Source organism: Mangrovibacter phragmitis (genome assembly GCF_040429585.1).
Taxonomy (GTDB): domain Bacteria; phylum Pseudomonadota; class Gammaproteobacteria; order Enterobacterales; family Enterobacteriaceae; genus Mangrovibacter; species Mangrovibacter phragmitis.
On record NZ_CP134782.1, the window covers coordinates 1531908 to 1550443 of the forward strand.

Below are 18536 nucleotides of genomic sequence, written 5' to 3' on the forward strand. Positions count from 1 at the left end.
CACAAATGGCATATAAAATGTGATGTTTAGAGTAACACCCTGCTTGCCAACAGTTAATGCTTAAAATATGACCAGCCTCAGAGATACACAAAATTTTGATGTTTTGTTCAACACTTTCGCGATTAGATTGAAAGATCGATTTTTGATGAAACCCGCAGGGCACCTGAATATATAACTCATTGATTTAAAACAATAAAATTAAATTACATACCCCCACCCTCTTATTTTGAATATAAATCGACTCAGTAATTACCGCACCAACAAGTAAAAACCACTCATATAAATTAATATTAAATATCGTGAACTAATATTGACCTGATATTAAACCTGGCGATACTCAATATGGTTAGTGATAAGAATGGGTTTAGTGATTAAAAAGACGCCACAAATTCAATTGAGTTAACTACAGAAAATTTTATTTCCCGAAAACTGTTCTGGCCGTTACCATGAATAAAACGCTCTCATTGATTCAGTTGTTTATATTTTCTTCTTCCTCTTAATTCTATCTATAGATAGACGTCTTGATCTCATTGTTTTATAGTGCATTATAAAACAAAAAATAGCGAACAAAAATAATAACACCACGACAACGAGGAAACCAATAACCATATTAACCTCCCAAAAAATAACTATTACTACAAACTACCAATAGGTGTATTAAGTGTCAATTCACTAATTTTAAATAAGATTTAACTCAATATATCCATTCATTACTAATAAATATTTTTTATAAAAAAACACGATAACAAACACATAGTGTGTTTATTTTAAGCACCAGACATCATTGGAGTCAGTGAATTTATGAATACGCCGCCATACATGAAAATATCACACATCACTAAAATAAACGCAGCGATTCTTATGGATTTATACAATATGAAATTGATATAATAAATCATTTAACTCGCATCGACTTACCATTTAAGAAATGAGAATAACCTCAGTAAAAATAACCAAGCGAATAGGATATACCTTACACATTGCAGTTTCTATAAATGCGCTTCTATTTATTTATTAGCACCTTGCATGAAAATTAAAAATAAGAAATTCCCCAATTAACAATTAGTTATTATTGTGTTAAAGATCTAGAGCAAGAAAAATCTTATGCCTCTGGAGAGTTGCTTTGTTACTCTGCGTGAGGTAATGAACTTTTCTTTTGAAGTCACTTTTATTATTACACACAGCAACCGGGATACGAGGGCGTTATGGAAAGAAAAATAAATGTTTATTTATATAAAATATCCTGCAATTATATACGACAAGGTATCATTTCCATCCTTCATGAAAACATTGATTCTAATGTAAGAATAAATTTTGACTCGTGCATAATAAACGGTGACTCGTTAGTGATAACAAAGGGGAACTTCACTCCTTTCACAACACAAGATGGGAGGTTTATAGTAATACCAGAAAGAGTAACCATTGACACTTTTTTGGATATTATAAAGAATTTCATCTATGGAAGAATCAGTGATGAAGTGAAAAATATTAGCTTAGGTAATAGAGAACTAGAAATCCTCTCAGGGATAATTTCAGAAAGGAGTGATGATGAAATATCAAGATCAATGCAAATACAAAAGAAAACTGTATCTTCTCATAAGGACAATATAAAAAGGAAAATCGCAGCAAATTCAAGAATAGATCTTTTCTATGCATTTAGTTTTTTTGATTTCAACGACCACAAAATGAAAATAAATGAACTTGAAATAATTCACAATAGAAACATGCAAAATAAAAAAAATCAAAGTAATAGTATTGACTTCTACATGTAATAAGAAAAGAGCTAAGAAAAGGACTTCTTAGCTCTTCCATAGGAACTCACAAAATCATTAAGCACAACATCTTCTATTGGTGTTGATATTAAATACCCCTGAAAGAACCCCACCCCCATAGTTCTCAACATGTTTAATTGATTATTATTTTCAACTCCCTCAGCCACGCAAACAGCCCCTGTCAACGAGCAAAAATAGATAATTGTTTTTATCAAAGAAATGCATATTTCACTATTTTCAATTTTATCTACAACGTTTCTGTCAATTTTAACCCCATTAAACTTTATAACCTGAAGAGGGTATATCGTACTATCATAAGAAAGTATATCATCAAGGTATAAAGTACAACCAATATCTTGTAGAGTATTCATAACCCCGGCTATTCTTACATTGCCATTCAGTTTTATCTTTTCAGAAAACTCTATTGCCAATAATCTTATCCAATCCGCTGAAAAAAGTTTTTTTTGGGAATTAATAATCATTTCAACGAATCTTTCGTTGATTACCTCAGCGCCTGATATATTAAATGAAAAGAAATAACAGCCTTGATATGCATTAATTTTATTCACTGCAATATTAATAAGATAATCAGCTAATGCTAACCACGTTTTTTTGCTTTTAATCATTGGTAAAAATGCATCAGGCAGCAGTATCTGGTTATCATTTTTCCAGCGTATCAAGATTTCAAAACCAATCAGCCTGTTAGTTCTATTAATAACAGGCTGAAATACTGCGTAAACAGAACCATCACTCAGACCAGCTAAAAAGAGAGTATCTGTATCATTCATTGGTTCACCCTCAAGAAATACATCCAATATTCTTTACGTTTTATTCATTATAGATTTCATAAAAAAAAGCCCAACCTGGTTGGGCAATAAGTAAACCAGTAATAGTTTATTGTTATGAAGAAACTGATAATTTCCTGTTGATTATGATCATAAGCACAATCAACAGAATTGAAAATTATCGCAAAGTCAAAAATTTCGTTTTTTATTTAATGTGATGGCGTAGTGGTGGTGGTTGTTGTGGTTGTCGTTGATGTATTTGATGCATTCGACCCGCTCCCGCCCATGGATAACAGCATTACACCTGCCACGGCAACGACAACAGAGGGTACTATTATAGCTGAGCTACCAACCCCATAAAGTGGCGCGTTGGAACCAGCCGCGGTACCATAACTTTTCACTGGCTGTGGGGTAGTGTTCGCAGGTGTAGCTTCAGCAATATTCAAACTAGCTTCTTCAGGTTTTACCACCTCCCCATAAATATCTTTTTCAGCTATATTAGAATTCGCCCTCGCGCTCTCCAAAAATACTTTATCTGGGGATGCAACATAATCCTCCCGCGCTGCATATGCAGAATTAGCCAGCATTACAAGCATCACGCAAATAATTTCTTTCATATGTCACCGTCAGTAGATAATCTCGCCACAAAAATAATCTACCTGAAATTAACGCTCATTTTCTTAAAGTAAGAAATTCCTCGTTTAATAATCAAAATAAACAAGAAAAATCCCAACTTTCAATAAAAAATGAGATTTTTTCCATTCTTTATTGAAGTTTCCCCTAAACCGTCAACAAGCGAAAACATATAAACAGGCTGGTATACTTTCAGGCACAGTGACCACTCACGGCCTGTGTACAGGTATTACTGAGTAATTTAGTCATCATCTGAATTGGTCGGGGGATTAGCTAATCAGCGTACAAGCTGCATGCGCGATATAATATTTAGGACAACACATTGCCGGATAACAGTTGAATGGCCAAACAGAATAGGTTAACCCTCACCTCTGCGAATTAAAACAATACGGCTACACAAGCATCATCGCCCGGGTCTTTTCTGCCACACGCTGCAAAATTGCCTGCGCCTGTTCAAATGACTGAATGTTGGTATAGCCAATTAACAGACCATAACGTTTCTGTTGCTGCATATACCAACTGGAGAGTGGCCGCACACAGAGTTCATGTTGCCTCCAGAGCTCAGCCAGCGCGATATCCTGCATACTGCATTTCAGAAAAGCGACAATATGCATACCACCGCCAGTCAGTTCAAACTCAAACAGGTCTGGAAACACAAACTGGATGGCATCCAGCATCAAACGGCGGCGCTGCTGGTAGAGAATGCGCATCTTTTTAAGATGTCGGTAAAAATGCCCTTCGTTGATAAACTGCGCCAGAATTTTTTGCGGTAGCAGAGGCAAACCGGTTTCCAGTATTTGTCCCAGTTCGCTGAAGCGCCTCAACGTTCCCAGTGGCATCACCAGGTAGCCAATACGCATTGCTGGCATTATGGTTTTGCTGAACGTCCCGGTATAAATTACCCGCTCGTGTATATCCAGGCTTTTCAGGGCTGGGATCACTTTCCGTGTATAGTGAAACTCACCATCGTAATCATCTTCAATAACCCAGCTGTTATTTTGCTGTGCCCACTCCAGTAATTGGTGTTTTCGAGGTAATGACAGGCTGACTGCCAGCGGGCTTTGATGGGTAGGTGTAACAATGGCAAAGCGCGCATCAGCGTGATTGCACTGTAGATAGTCAACATTAATACCCTGCTGGTCAACCGGCACATAATGCAAATTAGGTGCAATGTGTTTTAGTAATTGCTGGCCGAGGAAGAAGCCCGGGTCTTCAAATACCACTTTATCATTCGGCTGTGCCAGTACCGACAAAATTAGTTGCAGGCTGGCACGATAGCCGCTGGTGATAAAAATTTGTTCAGCCTTGCAGTTCAACCCACGTGAAATATTCAGATAGTTTGCGATAGCTTCACGTAGCGGCTGATACCCCATCACCGGCGGCACTACCATCTCTTCAGGCCGCAGGCTGCGAGCCACTTTACCCGAAAGCAACAGCCATTTTTTATGTGGGAATGCATCCAGTGCCGGAATACCCAGCCGCAGTTCACTTTTGCTTTCGCTTGTCGGAGAACTGGGCACAGGAATTGGCACAACAGTAACAATACTGGTCATAGCGGGCACATGGAGAGCAGGGTTGACACGCGTACCTTTCGCCCCCTGGCTAACAAAATACCCTTCACCAGTCAAAATCTCATATGCGGCTTCCACCGTTTTGCGGGCTACCTGTAGCTCACTGGCGAGCACACGAATGGCCGGTACACGGTCACCTGGTTTTAACCTTCCATCCAGAATCTGCTGGCGGTAGCGCCCATAGATCTCTTTATATCCCGTCATCGACTCTATATGTCCTACTTGTTTTATCTAATTTTGACCCTTTTTAACCAGACATACCAATTTAAAATGCCGTCACCAACTCAACAAATGAGTACAGGCCGAGATGAGAATTGCACATTACGACACACCAGAAGAGCTCGCCCGCTGTTATACGCTTATGTGCGAACTGCGCTGCAAGCTTAAGAGTAAGGCTCAGTTTATCAGCCAGGTACAACGCCAACAGAAACAAGGCTATCGGCTGTCTGGCATGGAACAAAACGGCAAACCAGTGGCGCTGGCAGGTTACCGCCTGCTGGAAAATTTTATTCATGGCCGTTTTTGCTACGTAGACGATCTGGTAACTGCCCGGACAGCCCGCAGGCAGGGTTTTGGCGCAGACTTGCTGAATAACCTGGCAGTTGTTGCTCGTGAATACGGCTGTAGCCGGATGGTGCTTGATACCGCCGTCAGCAATACACAGGCGCAGGCGTTTTATCAGTTCTCAAGCTATAGCGCATGTGGCCTGCATTTTTATCGGGAACTCAACTGACAAAGCAAGCGTTATACACAGCACACCATTCACTGTTTACTTTAAAATAGGAATACATCATGTCGTCACGCGTTGATCATTTTCAAACTATCCCCGCGCTCATTAAAATTCTGAGCGATGCTTCGGTTGCATCAGGAAAAACAATGCCGGACAAAAAGCTCCGTCATCTGATGGATATCCGTGCCTCGCAATTAAACCATTGTGCGTTTTGCCTTGATATGCATGTCAAAGAAGCAAAATTGCATGGGGAGCGTGAACTTCGCCTTTACCATGTGGCAATCTGGCGTGAATCCCCCTTGTTCACTGCTAAAGAAAAAGCCGCTCTGGCACTCACTGAAGCCCTGACCCACATCGACAACCGGGGTGTAAGCGAGGCACTTTATAGCGAGTTGAGTGAACATTTTACACAAGAGGAAATTTCAGCGCTGACCTTCAGCATTGCCATGATTAATGCCTGGAACCGCCTGCAGATATTGTCCCGGGCGGTACCTGGTACACTCGACAGCGCTTACGGTCTGGACCGGGCTGATTTAAGTTAATTTTTAACCGCCAGTGGTTCTGTCACTGGCGGTTTTATATCAACATTGTTCTGCAAAAATACACCGGAGTGGTAACGCTAATTCATATTCTGCTCCGGCATTATCTGAAACGATTTATGACTCAAGCGACTATCCCATCTGCTTTACCACACAATCTGCAAAGCCAGCTATCATGGACGCGAGGGTTTCGGGTACCTCCAGTGGTAACAGGTGCCCGGCACCAGAAATGACATTCAGCCTGGCCTCTGGTATCCGGGGTAAGAGTTCTTCCTTGAGTACATTGAGGCGCTCTACTTTATCCTGGTCACCGGATATCACCAGGGTTGGCACGCTGATTGCGCTTACGCAGGCCGTAATATCTTCTCTCATTGCTTCGTCCGGCCACGCTTTTTTTGCCTGAATACTTCCCTTCAGGCTGTCCTCAATCACTTGTTTGCGGTGTTCTGCACTGAGTGTTTTGGCAGTCAGCACATGATCAATCACATATTCCACTGATTCACATGACGAATAAGCACTTTTCAGCACCGTGCGCTCTTCATCAGAAAGGTGCATCGGTGTAGGGGGTGATGGTGCGACTAAGATTAACCCTTCAAGCCCTTGCGGTTGGCGTGATGCAATCAACTGTGCCACTTTTCCCCCCATAGAGTGCCCAACCAGAATGTAACGCTGTATGCCCAGTTTCTTAATCACTGCTTCTGCATCTGCAGCCAGCCCCGCGATGTCATAGCCATCTGTCGGCTTGCCAGACTCCCCCCATCCCCGGTGATCATAAGCAATAGTCTGGTAGTCATTGGGTAAAATGTTAATCACGCTCTCCCAGGTACGCGATGAGCCGCCATAATAATGTAGAAACACCAGCGCAGGCGATCCCTCCCCCCGTTGTGTTACGTGAAGATGCGTATCATTGATATCGAGTTTCATTGTCTGTCTCCTCTGGTTGAATGCCTGTAAGGATAAATTCAACATCAAGGATTGATAATCCATAAAAAACTATCGACAATCGATAACACAGTTATTGAATGGGATAATAAATGGACCGGTTAACAAGCCTTGCGGTTTTTGTCGCAGCCGTTGAAGAAGGTAGCTTTGCAGCTGCTGCCAGACGTTTTGGGCTATCTCCAGCCATGGCAGGAAAGCATGTCAGCGCTATTGAAACCGAGGTGCATGCACGGCTTTTGCAACGCTCAACCCGCCAGTTAAGCCTTACCGATGCCGGATTACTCTATTACGAACGCTGTAAACAGATTCTCGAAGCCTACGACGAAGCAGTCCGGGAAGCGGGTGATATCCAGACGAGTGCGCGGGGTACCTTGCGGATTGCAGCACCTGCCACATTCGGGGAGATGCATGTGTCGGGTATTGTGGCCCGATATTTGACAGATAATCCTTATGTGAATGCAGAAGTGTTGCTGGGAGACCACTACACAGACCTGCTGGATATCCGTGTAGATGTGGCGATACGTATCGGTAGACTAACCCGTTCACAGTCAGTCACGCGCAGGCTGGCACCATGCCGTATGGTGCTCTGTGCATCCCCAAACTGGCTTGCGCAAAATGGTACGCCATGTAAACCTGAAGACTTGCATGATGCCCCCCGGCTTGCCTTTAGTGAGGCCGTCTCTGAAGGCAACTGGACACTTATTGATGCGCAACAGCAAGCCTTCACACTCAAAGGCCCTTGCCGATTACTGGCGAATAACACGCAGTTTCTCGTTGCATCGGCACTCGCCGGCATGGGGATTGTTTACGCACCCACATTTGTGCTGGGTGAGCATATCCGCCGCAAGACGCTAATTCCGTTACTGCCTGGCTATACCCCCAGCGAACTGGTTATTCAGGCGGTATACCCCAGCGCATTACATATTCCGGCTAAAGTACGGCACTTTGTCGATTACCTGGCACAGGCTTTTGGTGATAATCCTCCGTGGGATAAACCTGAATGAAGTCTGCACACCGGTATCCCGAGTTTATGGCTCCTGGTCCTTCTGGCCTTCGGGGTAAAAAAGGATGTGTCAGGGATTAAATATGACAGAGCTTTCGAAGAAAACCGGGAAGGGGTTATTGCGCAACACCCATGCGAACCAGCCTTTAAAGGAAAGATAATTGCTGCTCTTTATAACGGGATTAAAGAAAAGCGCGGACAACCTTTGGCAAAGTCAAAACAGATGTGATTACCGATACACAACCAGAGTTCGTGCGCGGGAACTTCTGCAAGAACATACCCCCGCCCCTGAGGAAAGAATACATACCCGGTAAAATGACGAAGCACATATTACCATTAGCTGTTTCACCTGATCTGGCAGTAATTCTCGCAGTATTGCCTGAACTACCATCACGCCACACCATAATGTGGCGTGATTTTACTGAGCGCAACACTGGTTAGCAGCCAAATAAACTAACAACTGCTTATTTCAACAAGCGTACTTTAACGGATTTCCCTTTGATTTTACCTTGTTGCAATTGCTTCCAGGCGTGACGCGCAACGGACTGTTTCACCGCAACATAAGCATGCATTGGGTGGATGGCGATTTTACCAATATCGGCTCCGTCCAGCCCAATATCTCCGGTTAATGCCCCCAGAATATCACCAGGGCGCATTTTTGCTTTTTTACCACCATCAATCGCCAAGGTTGCCATTTCAGCTTCAAGCGGCAATACCTTGCCAGTGGCAGGTTGTGGGCACCAGTTAAGCGTTATGTGAAGCATTTCTTCCAGCACATTTGCCCGGGTGGCTTCTTCTGGCGCACACAGGCTCACTGCCAGGCCACTTTCCCCGGCTCGCGCAGTACGCCCAATGCGGTGCACATGGACTTCCGGGTCCCAGGCCAGTTCAAAATTCACCACCATTGCCAGTGCTTTTATATCAAGCCCGCGCGCAGCTACATCGGTTGCCACCAGCACACGGCTGCTGCCATTAGCAAAACGTACCAATGTCTGGTCCCGGTCGCGCTGCTCCATATCGCCATGCAACGCCAGCACACTCTGGTTACTCGCGGTCAGGGCATCGCACACTGCCTGGCAGTCCTTTTTGGTATTACAAAACACCACGCAGGATGCTGGTTTCTCACGGCTCAACAGAGCCTGCAGTACAGCGATTTTTTGATTGCGGGGTACTTCATAAAACTGCTGCTGTACCGCCGGGAGCGCTTCTGCTGTATCTATTTCTATCGCCAGAGGTTCATGCTGGTAGCGTTGGCTGATTGCCGCAATTGCCACAGGCCAGGTGGCAGAAAACAGCAGCGTCTGGCGCTGAGCGGGGGCAAATGCAACCACCTCATCGATAGCTTCAGCAAACCCCATATCCAGCATGCGATCTGCTTCATCCAGCACCAGAGTACGTAATGCAGACAGGCTCACGGTCTGCTTGTTCAGGTGGTCCAGTAACCGCCCGGGCGTTGCCACGATAATATGCGGTGCATGGGTCAGTGAATCACGCTGCGCATTAAATGGCACTCCGCCACAGAGTGTCAGCACCTTAATATTTGGCGTGGCACGCGCCAGACGGCGCAGTTCACCTGCAACCTGATCGGCTAATTCGCGTGTCGGGCAAAGCACCAGAGACTGGGTAGTAAATTGTGTCGCATCAATATGCTGCAACAAACCAAGACCAAAGGCTGCTGTTTTACCGCTTCCGGTTTTTGCCTGAGCCCGGACGTCTCTTCCACTAAGAATGGCTGGCAATGCCGCGGCCTGAACCGGCGTCATCGCCAGGTAGCCGAGCGTTTCAAGTGTCGCGAGTTGTTGGGAAGACAGAGCGTTAAGTTCAGCAAATGAGGTCACAGTAATAATTCCGGATAAAAGCCAGTGGGCGGCAATAATACCACCCCTCACCTGAATTGCATGGCGAATTATTGACTCAGGAGATGAATGCTTATGGGCTGCGCAACGCGTGGCTCCGAACGTGCCTCAATAAAAGAGTGCTGTGTCTGTCATATTGTGAAATTTATGAGTCAAACTGCATAGTGTATTCAAGAACCCGCTATTATCGTCGCTGCCCAAACGCCGTAACATCGACTGGTTAATTAAAGAAATGGGAGATGTCATGGAGAAGCGAATACTGGGTAACAGCGGGCTGGAAGTTTCAGCTCTGGGCCTGGGCTGTATGCGCATGAGTTTTGCCGACAAACCTGCAAATAAACAAGAAATGGTAACCCTGCTCCATCAGGCCGTGAGTCTGGGAGTAACTTTTTTCGATACAGCCGAAGTTTACGGGCCTTTTACTAATGAAACGCTACTGGGTGAAGCTTTTGCCTCTGTGGATAAAAACAAACTGGTATTAGCAACCAAATTTGGCTTCAAACACAACCCTGAAACTGGCCCCTCACCTGCTGAAGGGTTTGACAGCCGCCCGGAGCAGATCAGGCGTGTTGCCGAGGCTTCACTGAAACGCCTGAATGTTGATTGTATTGATTTATTTTATCAACACCGTGTTGACCCAAACGTGCCGATTGAGGATGTCGCCGGTGCAGTGAAAGACCTGATTCAGGAAGGAAAGGTAAAGTATTTTGGTTTATCTGAAGCCAGCGCCGATATTATTCGCCGGGCTCACAGTGTCCAGCCTGTCGCCGCACTGCAAAGTGAATACTCAGTATGGTGGCGTAATATCGAGCAGGAAATTTTACCCACTTGTGAAGAGCTCGGCATTGGTCTGGTACCTTACAGCCCGCTTGGACGGGGCTACCTCACAGGGACAATTACTACAGCAACCACTTACGATAAAAGTGATTTGCGCAGCCACAACCCGCGTTTTACAAAAGAAGCTATTGACGCAAACCAGGTGGTTGTCGATCTTCTGGTACAAATGGGAAAACATTACCAGGCGACACCAGCACAAGTCGCTCTTGCCTGGTTACTGGCACAAAAACCCTGGATTGTGCCCATTCCCGGGAGCCGCTCTCTGCCACGGCTTCAGGAAAACCTGGCGGCAGCCAACTTGTCACTAAGTGAACAACACTTGAAAGAAATAAATCAGGCGCTGTCTGCCATCAAAGTGGTTGGCGACCGTTATTGATTTATCCGTTGTCTTAAGCAAAAGCCAGTACATTTTTTGCTGGCTTATTTTGCACAAACTATTCGGGCTGGCTTGAGCATTCGGGCGAATAGCGCAGCGCCTCAATCAGTTTTGCAAATGCAGCGGTATGTTGTTTACGGCTTGGATAATAAAGAAAATAACCCGGGAATGGGTCGCACCAGTCTTCCAGTACAGCAATAAGCTCCCCTGATGCAATACCTTCACTTGCAGTATCTTCCGGAATATACGCCAGCCCAAAACCACTTTTTGCCGCATCCACGCGTGACGCCAGGGTATTTAAAGTCAGTTGCCCTTGCACCCGAACTTTGATTTCCTGTTCCCCACGCATAAATTCCCATGCATACAACCCACCAAGCGTGGGCAGGCGCATATTTATGCAGTTGTGTTCCTGTAATTCGTAAGGTGTTTTCGGTTTACTTCGTTTAGCAAAATAGCCAGGTGACCCAACTACCGTCATGCGCCAGTCCGGGCCGATACGCACGGCAACCATATCGCGAGCCAAATGTTCACCCAACCGAATTCCTGCATCAAAACGCTCACTGACAATATCCCGCAGGCCGTTATCAATGGTCATTTCCACATTCACATCGGGGTATTGTTCAAGGAACGCTTTCAGTGCTGGCCATACTGTAGATTCGAGCGCATGTTCACCCAACGTCAGGCGAATATTCCCGGCGACTTTATCGCGCATGTCCGTGAGTGAAAGCAGTTCAAGTTCTATCTCATCCATATGTGGGCGAATAGCATTGATCAATTGCTCGCCTGCTTCCGTTGGCGCTACACTCCGGGTGGTTCGGGTTAACAAACGAATACCCAGGCGTTCTTCGAGCCCTCTTATGGCATGGCTCAGGGCCGATTGAGAAATGCCCAGTTGTGCTGCTGCCCGTGTGAAACTACGCTCACGGGCTACAATTATCAGGTAATAGAGGTCGTTAAAATTGTCTTTCAGCATCCGGCACGCCTTTGCTCACTGTTTTCCAAATTTTGCCAGAGAGACAGGGTAACGTCATTTTTAACCTGAACATACGAATTCGTGCGCCAGCCAGGCTCCTGACACTCATTCTTTTGGTGAATGGATGCTGTAACGAAATGCATCAAAGGTAAATTTTCCGGAAATTTCCTTTTTTACACTGATAACTGTCTGTTCTCTTTTATAATCAATTAAGATTTTCATATGGTTGAATACAGTTGATGGCAATAATCAGGAGGAGATCGGTTGATGATGAAGTCCGTTCTGCGTCGCCCAAGAACGCTTTTTCTTGCCATCCAGGTTGCCCTCAGTGGCGCAATACTTGGTTTAAGCCCCGCCCCCGCCCTGGCAGAAGAAGGGCTGAATAATTATCCACAAACCCCTGACCAAACGTTGGGGCCACTTTTTGCCGAAGTGCAACGTTCAAAATTGTTTGCGGATCAAAAAACATTTACTGATGCGGTGGCCAAAAGCGATCCGCTGATGATCCTTGCGGATTACCGCATGCAACAACATCAGTCCGGGTTTGATTTACGCCACTTTGTTGCGCTCAACTTCGTGATGCCCCATGAGAGTGAGAAATACGTGCCCCCCAGTGGACAGTCGCTACGTGAGCATATTGACAGCCTGTGGCCTGTACTGACGCGCAGCACCGATAATGTTGATGAACGGGACTCATTATTGCCGCTTCCCAAACCTTATGTTGTGCCTGGCGGCAGGTTCCGTGAAGTTTATTACTGGGACAGTTATTTCACTATGCTGGGGCTTGCCGAAAGTGGGCACTGGGATAAAGTGCGCGATATGGTGGAGAATTTTGCTTCGGAGATAGACCAGTGGGGGCATATTCCTAATGGCAACAGAACGTATTATCTGAGCCGTTCGCAGCCTCCGTTTTTCCCGCTAATGGTGTCATTACTGGCAAGCCATGAAGGCGATGACGCATTGGTTAAATGGCTGCCCGAAATGAAAAGAGAGTACGCATACTGGATGGCGGGAAGCGACCAACTGGCACCGGGTGAAGCACACCGCCGGGTGGTTAAACTGGCAGATGGCGCGGTTCTTAACCGCTACTGGGATGATGAAGATACGCCTCGCCCGGAGTCCTGGCTGGATGATGTAACAACAGCGAAGCACTACCCTTCACGACCAGCCACAGATATTTACCGGGATTTACGGGCTGGGGCTGAATCTGGCTGGGATTTTAGTTCTCGCTGGATGGATGACCCGGAGCAGTTAGGTTCAATTCGTACCACCAGCATTGTGCCTGTCGACCTGAACGCAATGATGTTTCTGATGGAAAAAACGCTGTCCCGTGCCAGCAAAGCAGCTGGCGACAACGCCGGGGCCAGTCGCTACGACAGCCTTGCAGATAAACGCCAGCAATCTATTGAGTCCCATATGTGGAATAGCAAAGAGGGCTGGTATGCCGACTATGACCTCAAAACCCACAAAGTGCGCAGCCAGTTAACAGCCGCTGCTCTTTTCCCGTTATATGTCAAAGCGGCAGCGACTGACCGCGCCCAGAAAATGGCGAAAATAACGGAAGAAAAACTGCTCAAGTCTGGCGGTATCGCCACAACACTGGTGCGTAGCGGGCAACAATGGGACTTGCCGAACGGGTGGGCACCTTTACAGTGGGTAGCGGTCGAAGGCCTGAAGAATTACAACCAGTCAGGGCTGGCGACGGAGATAACCTGGCGTTTTCTGACAAATGTCCAGCACACCTACAACCGTGAGCACAAATTACTGGAGAAATATGATGTCACCACAACCGGTGTCGGGGGAGGTGGTGGCGAATACCCACTCCAGGATGGCTTCGGATGGACCAATGGTGTAACGCTTAAAATGCTGGACTTGCTATGTGGTAAGAAATCGCCGTGTAATGATGTCCCTGAGACTCGCCCGGCCACAATTACAAACACAAACATGAGTACTGGACCTGCCAGCATACCTGTCGCCACGCCAGCCACTTCAGCCTCCCCGCTACCGGAGGCAGCCAATCCGGTGGCGGCAGGGAAATAATCCATCCACCACCCGCACCCCGCAGATACTGTGCGGGGTGTTATAAATACCTGAAGTCTCACCCGTACCTTTCGTTTGTACTTATCACACACCATTTCTGCCTGACAGGCTCGCCTGCAAGGGCTGGCAACTTTACACTTTTACATTAATACTTATTAATACACAGCTATGCGTAAGTTTGCCTTAAGTTTCTGGCAACTACGCCGATAACGAAAAAACATCTGTCAGGTGTAACTACAAGGAAATACCGGTGGGTAATTACAGTGAACAATTTTTAAAGCAAGGGCAGCTCGCTGTTCTTGGTGTGCTTAAGGATTTAGTAAAGTCCCAGTCGCCTGTGTGCGTGTCATGGTCTAAAGGGCAATTTATCAGCCGGATGTTATCGGTTGATACTGGAGGGTTGGTTATAGACTATGGCAGCCAGGACAAGGAAAACCAGGAAGTATTAAAAGCCACGTCTGTAACCGTGACCGCTGAAACTCAGGGTGCCAAAGTCGAATTCACACTTAATGGTATGACTTCTGATATTTATCAGGACTTACCGGCTTTTACCAGCTCTTTACCCGACAGCCTGTGGTATGTTCAGCGCCGCGAATTTTTTCGTATTACCCCGCCTGCTCACCCGCCTTATTTCTGCCACATTCTGCTTCCCGGTGAAGAGAAATTTTCAGGGATGATTCAGGATATTTCACTTGGCGGCATGGGAATTTTATTACGCCAGGCATTACCTGCCAGTATTACTGAGGGCATGATGATTCCGCAGGTTGAAATTGATATGCAGGAGTGGGGTATTTTTAAGTTCGATACCCAACTACTGGCTTTGTCAGAGCGCAAAATTATTGACAATAAAAATGAAACGGTCACTATGCCGCGCCTGAGCTTTCGTTTTTTGAACCTGGGGCCAGCTCAGGAGCGGGATTTACAGAAAGTTATCTATGAACTCGAGCGGGCAGCCCGGCAGAAGGCTGACCGCGTGAAATAGGTTACATCGCATCCAGCGCTTTGTTGATTTTCCACAAATAACGCGGCGCCTGTGCAGCAGGGTGTTTTTTTACCACATGCTGGAAAAATGCGTCGCGATCCAACTTGTTGATTTTCTCAATCGCTGTGGCTCTGTCTGAAGAAAACGAACGTAATAGTGCTCCCGCTCCATTTGCATAGGAGACAGCCAGTGCGTCCTGCATCACTTCCGGGTTCTGGATACCTGCCAGCGGCCCTTTCTCGAGAATGCTGAGGTAAGCGGCGCCAACCGAGATATTCCGTTCCGGGTTTTTCAGTTCACTGTCCGTGGGTTGCCCTGCCCACCCCATCCGTCGCCAGACATCTTTTCCAGCTGTAGAAGCTTTGATCTGCATCAGACCGACTGCATTAGAAGCACTGACAACATTCGGGTTACCTCCCGACTCAACAGCAATAATTGCCGTAATTAACTCCGGGCTGACACCCCATGCGCTTCCTGCCTGCTGGCTTATGGGCATCCACTGCTTTGCCCGTGCCACAGGCAACGTCGGGTCCCAGGGTTGTTGCTTGTATTCATGGCCTGAACAGCCTGCCAATAAGACTATTAAAAACAGTAACCACCTGGACTTCACATACCGCATCCGTCTTCCCTTCATCCTGTTTATAATTACACCAACCACGCTGGCGACGAACACCTGTTGATGACAACGCAAGGTGTACGCGGCATCATACTCAAATACATCGCCAAGTCAGCAAGGAATTCGCATGCCAGTTATTCATCTGATTGCCCCTTCAGGTTATTGTGTTAAGCAAGAGGCCGCACTTCGTGGCGTTGAAAGGCTGGTCAGCGCCGGATATGAGGTAGAAAACCAGGCAGTCATTTCGCGTCGTTTCCAGCGCTTTGCGGGTGATGACAACGCCAGGCTTTCCGACCTTTCCGAAATCGCCCAACTGGGTAACAGCACGGATATCGTTTTAGCGGTTCGGGGGGGATATGGCATGACCCGGCTGCTTGAGTCTATCGACTATGGCGCAATTGCACACCGCCTTGAACAGGCACCCCTGGCGATTTGCGGGCACAGCGACTTTACTGTGTTCCAGTTAGCTTTGCTGGCCCGGCATCCACAAGCCATCACATTCAGTGGGCCAATGCTCGCAGGTAATTTTGGCTCTGAAGATCTCAACACTTTCACCTGGAACCACTTCTGGCAGGCGCTTCAGGAGCCTGAATTCACATTACAATGGGTAAGTGACAGTACGCCATTTGAAGCCAGCGGCACCTTGTGGGGGGGCAATCTGTCCATGATTGCTTCCCTGGTTGGCTCGCCATGGTTACCCAATATTGAAGGCGGCATTCTGGTTCTGGAAGACGTGAATGAACACCCTTTCCGGGTGGAACGCATGCTAATGCAACTACTGCGCGCCGGTATTCTCAACAAGCAGCGGGCCATTATTCTCGGGAGTTTTAATGGTACTACCCTCAATACTTATGATGACGGCTACAATTTCGATGTCATGTGTGATTTTCTGCGCAGCAAGTTGACTGTGCCGCTGGTCACCGGGCTTAATTTTGGTCATGAAGCCCGCACAGTCACTCTGCCTTTGGGCGCTGCTGCCCGGTTATCTCATCAGGGTGACATGGCAATGTTGACACTTTCTGGCCATCCCGTTTTACGCCGGTAAAAATAAACGCTATTTCACAGTTTTCATTAGTGAAAACTGTGATAGCGTTTAAGAAACAAATGCTTTACTGCAAGGAGACAGGTGGTCTTGGACGCTGATGTTATTTTTAAGCTTTTTATCCTGGGGTCGTTACTGGTTACCTGTAGCATTTTACTGAGCTCATTCTCATCACGTCTTGGCATTCCTATTCTGATTATATTCCTGGCTATCGGGATGCTCGCCGGAGTGGATGGTATTGGTGGGATCCCGTTCGATAACTATCCTCTTGCATATCTCATCAGTAACCTTGCTCTGGCCATGATTCTGCTGGATGGCGGAATGCGCACCCAGGCAAGCTCATTCCGGGTTGCGCTCTGGCCTTCTCTTTCCCTCGCAACTGTTGGGGTACTGATAACCTCAGGCTTGACAGGTATTGCCGCAGCCTGGCTGTTTAACCTCGATTTAATGCAAGGGTTGTTGATAGGAGCGATTGTCGGCTCGACTGATGCAGCCGCAGTGTTTTCTATGCTCGGAGGTAAAGGGCTAAACGAACGTGTCAGTTCCACGTTGGAAATCGAATCCGGCAGTAATGACCCAATGGCTGTGTTTTTAACCATAACGCTGATAGAAATGATCCAGCGACACCAGACCGGGCTTGACCTGATGTTTCTGGTACACATTATCCAGCAATTTGGTTTGGGCATTATCCTTGGGTTGGGCGGTGGCTGGGTATTACTGCAGACCATTAATCGTATCACCCTGCCGCACGGGTTGTATCCATTACTGGCTCTCAGTGGCGGGATAATGATTTTCGCCATCACCACAGAACTCAATGGCAGTGGGATCCTCGCCGTTTATTTATGCGGTTTCCTTCTGGGTAACCGGCCAATTCGCAGCCGCTTTGGTATTCTGCAAAATTTCGATGGCCTTGCCTGGCTGGCACAGATTGGCATGTTCCTTGTGCTGGGGTTGCTCGTCACGCCATCTAATTTGTGGGCTATTGCCCTGCCCGCCTTGTTATTGTCTCTGTGGATGATTTTTTTCGCCCGCCCACTGTCCGTACTGATTGGTTTGTTACCCTTCCGGGGTTTTAATTTACGTGAACGGGTTTTCATCAGTTGGGTAGGCTTACGTGGTGCTGTTCCGATTATTCTGGCCGTCTTCCCCATGATGGCAGGTCTGGACAATGCGTCACTGTTCTTCAATGTGGCCTTTTTTGTGGTACTGGTGTCACTCTTTTTGCAGGGCAGTACACTGGGGTTTGCAGCAAAGAAGGCCAAAGTTATCGTGCCACTGACTGGCTGGCCTATTTCACGCATCGGGCTGGATATTCACCCACGTAATCCCTGGGAACAGTTTGTCTACCAACTCAGCGCCGAAAAATGGTGCATCGGAGCAGCACTGCGTGACTTGCAAATGCCGCCAGAGACCCGAATAGCCGCGCTGTTTCGCAACAATACCCTTCTGCACCCTTCCGGCAGCACCCGGCTTGAAGAAGGTGACATCTTATGTGTGATTGGTCGCGAACGCGATTTACCTGCTCTTGGGAAATTATTCAGCCGCACACCTCCTGAGTCGGTCTCACTGGATCAGCGCTTCTTTGGTGACTTTGTCCTGGATGCCAGCGCTCGTCTGGGCGATGTTGCGGTCATCTATGATTTGGAACTGTCTGGCGAGACAGACCACGAGCAAAGTGTGGGCGAGATGTTTGTTCACATACTGGGTGCGGAACCTGTGGTGGGTGACCAGATTGAATACGCAGGTATGATTTGGACCATCGCTGAGAAAGAGAACAACCGTATAAGCAAACTCGGGTTACGCTTCGCTGACGAGGAGCAGCAATAGGTTTCTCTGTCA

The 18536-nt window shown here is 46.8% G+C and carries 16 protein-coding genes; 9 read left to right on the forward strand and 7 right to left on the reverse strand.

Annotated features, from left to right (window positions below; all coding sequences use genetic code 11):
* Nucleotides 1-1205 precede the first annotated feature (1205 nt).
* Nucleotides 1206-1772: a response regulator transcription factor gene (locus MPHASIOC01_RS07265; protein WP_064594039.1), complete on the forward strand. Its 567-nt coding sequence runs from the start codon at nt 1206-1208 to the stop codon at nt 1770-1772.
* A gap of 11 nt (nt 1773-1783) precedes the next feature.
* Here the strand turns inward: MPHASIOC01_RS07265 and MPHASIOC01_RS07270 are convergent, their stop codons facing one another.
* The 3 genes from MPHASIOC01_RS07270 to MPHASIOC01_RS07280 all read right to left on the reverse strand — a co-directional run bounded on the left by MPHASIOC01_RS07270 (nt 1784) and on the right by MPHASIOC01_RS07280 (nt 4965).
* Nucleotides 1784-2560: an EAL domain-containing protein gene (locus MPHASIOC01_RS07270; protein WP_353614269.1), complete on the reverse strand. Its 777-nt coding sequence runs from the start codon at nt 2558-2560 to the stop codon at nt 1784-1786.
* 206 nt (nt 2561-2766) lie between these two features.
* Complete coding sequence (locus tag MPHASIOC01_RS07275) at nt 2767-3174, reverse strand: hypothetical protein (RefSeq protein ID WP_231889140.1); 408 nt, start codon at nt 3172-3174, stop codon at nt 2767-2769.
* A 408-nt stretch (nt 3175-3582) separates the two neighbouring features.
* Nucleotides 3583-4965: a PLP-dependent aminotransferase family protein gene (locus tag MPHASIOC01_RS07280; RefSeq protein ID WP_353614270.1), complete on the reverse strand. Its 1383-nt coding sequence runs from the start codon at nt 4963-4965 to the stop codon at nt 3583-3585.
* A 103-nt stretch (nt 4966-5068) separates the two neighbouring features.
* Here MPHASIOC01_RS07280 and MPHASIOC01_RS07285 point away from each other — a divergent pair, with 103 nt between their 5' ends.
* Complete coding sequence (locus tag MPHASIOC01_RS07285) at nt 5069-5494, forward strand: GNAT family N-acetyltransferase (RefSeq protein WP_064594045.1); 426 nt, start codon at nt 5069-5071, stop codon at nt 5492-5494.
* 59 nt (nt 5495-5553) lie between these two features.
* Nucleotides 5554-6033 (forward strand): carboxymuconolactone decarboxylase family protein, encoded by a 480-nt coding sequence (locus tag MPHASIOC01_RS07290; protein WP_064594047.1) that lies wholly within the window; start codon nt 5554-5556, stop codon nt 6031-6033.
* Between the two features lie 129 nt (nt 6034-6162).
* Here the strand turns inward: MPHASIOC01_RS07290 and MPHASIOC01_RS07295 are convergent, their stop codons facing one another.
* Complete coding sequence (locus MPHASIOC01_RS07295; protein ID WP_353614271.1) at nt 6163-6954, reverse strand: alpha/beta hydrolase; 792 nt, start codon at nt 6952-6954, stop codon at nt 6163-6165.
* 110 nt (nt 6955-7064) lie between these two features.
* On the opposite strand from MPHASIOC01_RS07295, the gene MPHASIOC01_RS07300 reads away from it, so the two are divergent.
* Nucleotides 7065-7976 carry a LysR family transcriptional regulator gene (locus MPHASIOC01_RS07300; protein WP_353614272.1) on the forward strand — a complete coding sequence of 304 codons (912 nt, stop codon included), beginning with the start codon at nt 7065-7067 and terminating at the stop codon, nt 7974-7976.
* A gap of 463 nt (nt 7977-8439) precedes the next feature.
* On the opposite strand, the gene dbpA is transcribed toward MPHASIOC01_RS07300, so the two are convergent.
* The gene (gene dbpA, locus MPHASIOC01_RS07305) at nt 8440-9813 is read right to left on the reverse strand and encodes an ATP-dependent RNA helicase DbpA (RefSeq protein WP_353614273.1); all 1374 of its coding nucleotides are present in this window, start codon (nt 9811-9813) and stop codon (nt 8440-8442) included.
* A 262-nt stretch (nt 9814-10075) separates the two neighbouring features.
* On the opposite strand from dbpA, the gene MPHASIOC01_RS07310 reads away from it, so the two are divergent.
* Nucleotides 10076-11044: an aldo/keto reductase gene (locus MPHASIOC01_RS07310; protein WP_064594054.1), complete on the forward strand. Its 969-nt coding sequence runs from the start codon at nt 10076-10078 to the stop codon at nt 11042-11044.
* A 58-nt stretch (nt 11045-11102) separates the two neighbouring features.
* On the opposite strand, the gene MPHASIOC01_RS07315 is transcribed toward MPHASIOC01_RS07310, so the two are convergent.
* Nucleotides 11103-12017: a LysR family transcriptional regulator gene (locus MPHASIOC01_RS07315; protein ID WP_353614274.1), complete on the reverse strand. Its 915-nt coding sequence runs from the start codon at nt 12015-12017 to the stop codon at nt 11103-11105.
* Between the two features lie 267 nt (nt 12018-12284).
* Between MPHASIOC01_RS07315 and treA the strand changes: the two genes are divergently transcribed.
* Together treA and MPHASIOC01_RS07325 are read left to right on the forward strand one after the other, a co-directional pair.
* On the forward strand, nt 12285-14057 hold the full coding sequence (treA, locus tag MPHASIOC01_RS07320; protein WP_353614275.1) for an alpha,alpha-trehalase TreA: 1773 nt from the start codon (nt 12285-12287) through the stop codon (nt 14055-14057).
* 250 nt (nt 14058-14307) lie between these two features.
* Complete coding sequence (locus MPHASIOC01_RS07325) at nt 14308-15039, forward strand: flagellar brake protein (protein WP_064594060.1); 732 nt, start codon at nt 14308-14310, stop codon at nt 15037-15039.
* 1 nt (nt 15040) lies between these two features.
* Here MPHASIOC01_RS07325 and emtA read toward each other — a convergent pair whose 3' ends face one another.
* The gene (gene emtA, locus MPHASIOC01_RS07330; protein WP_064595451.1) at nt 15041-15649 is read right to left on the reverse strand and encodes a membrane-bound lytic murein transglycosylase EmtA; all 609 of its coding nucleotides are present in this window, start codon (nt 15647-15649) and stop codon (nt 15041-15043) included.
* A 133-nt stretch (nt 15650-15782) separates the two neighbouring features.
* Here emtA and ldcA point away from each other — a divergent pair, with 133 nt between their 5' ends.
* Nucleotides 15783-16700: a muramoyltetrapeptide carboxypeptidase gene (ldcA, locus tag MPHASIOC01_RS07335; RefSeq protein ID WP_353614276.1), complete on the forward strand. Its 918-nt coding sequence runs from the start codon at nt 15783-15785 to the stop codon at nt 16698-16700.
* An 87-nt stretch (nt 16701-16787) separates the two neighbouring features.
* Complete coding sequence (locus MPHASIOC01_RS07340) at nt 16788-18524, forward strand: potassium/proton antiporter (RefSeq protein ID WP_064595453.1); 1737 nt, start codon at nt 16788-16790, stop codon at nt 18522-18524.
* The last annotated feature ends 12 nt before the right edge of the window (nt 18525-18536 follow it).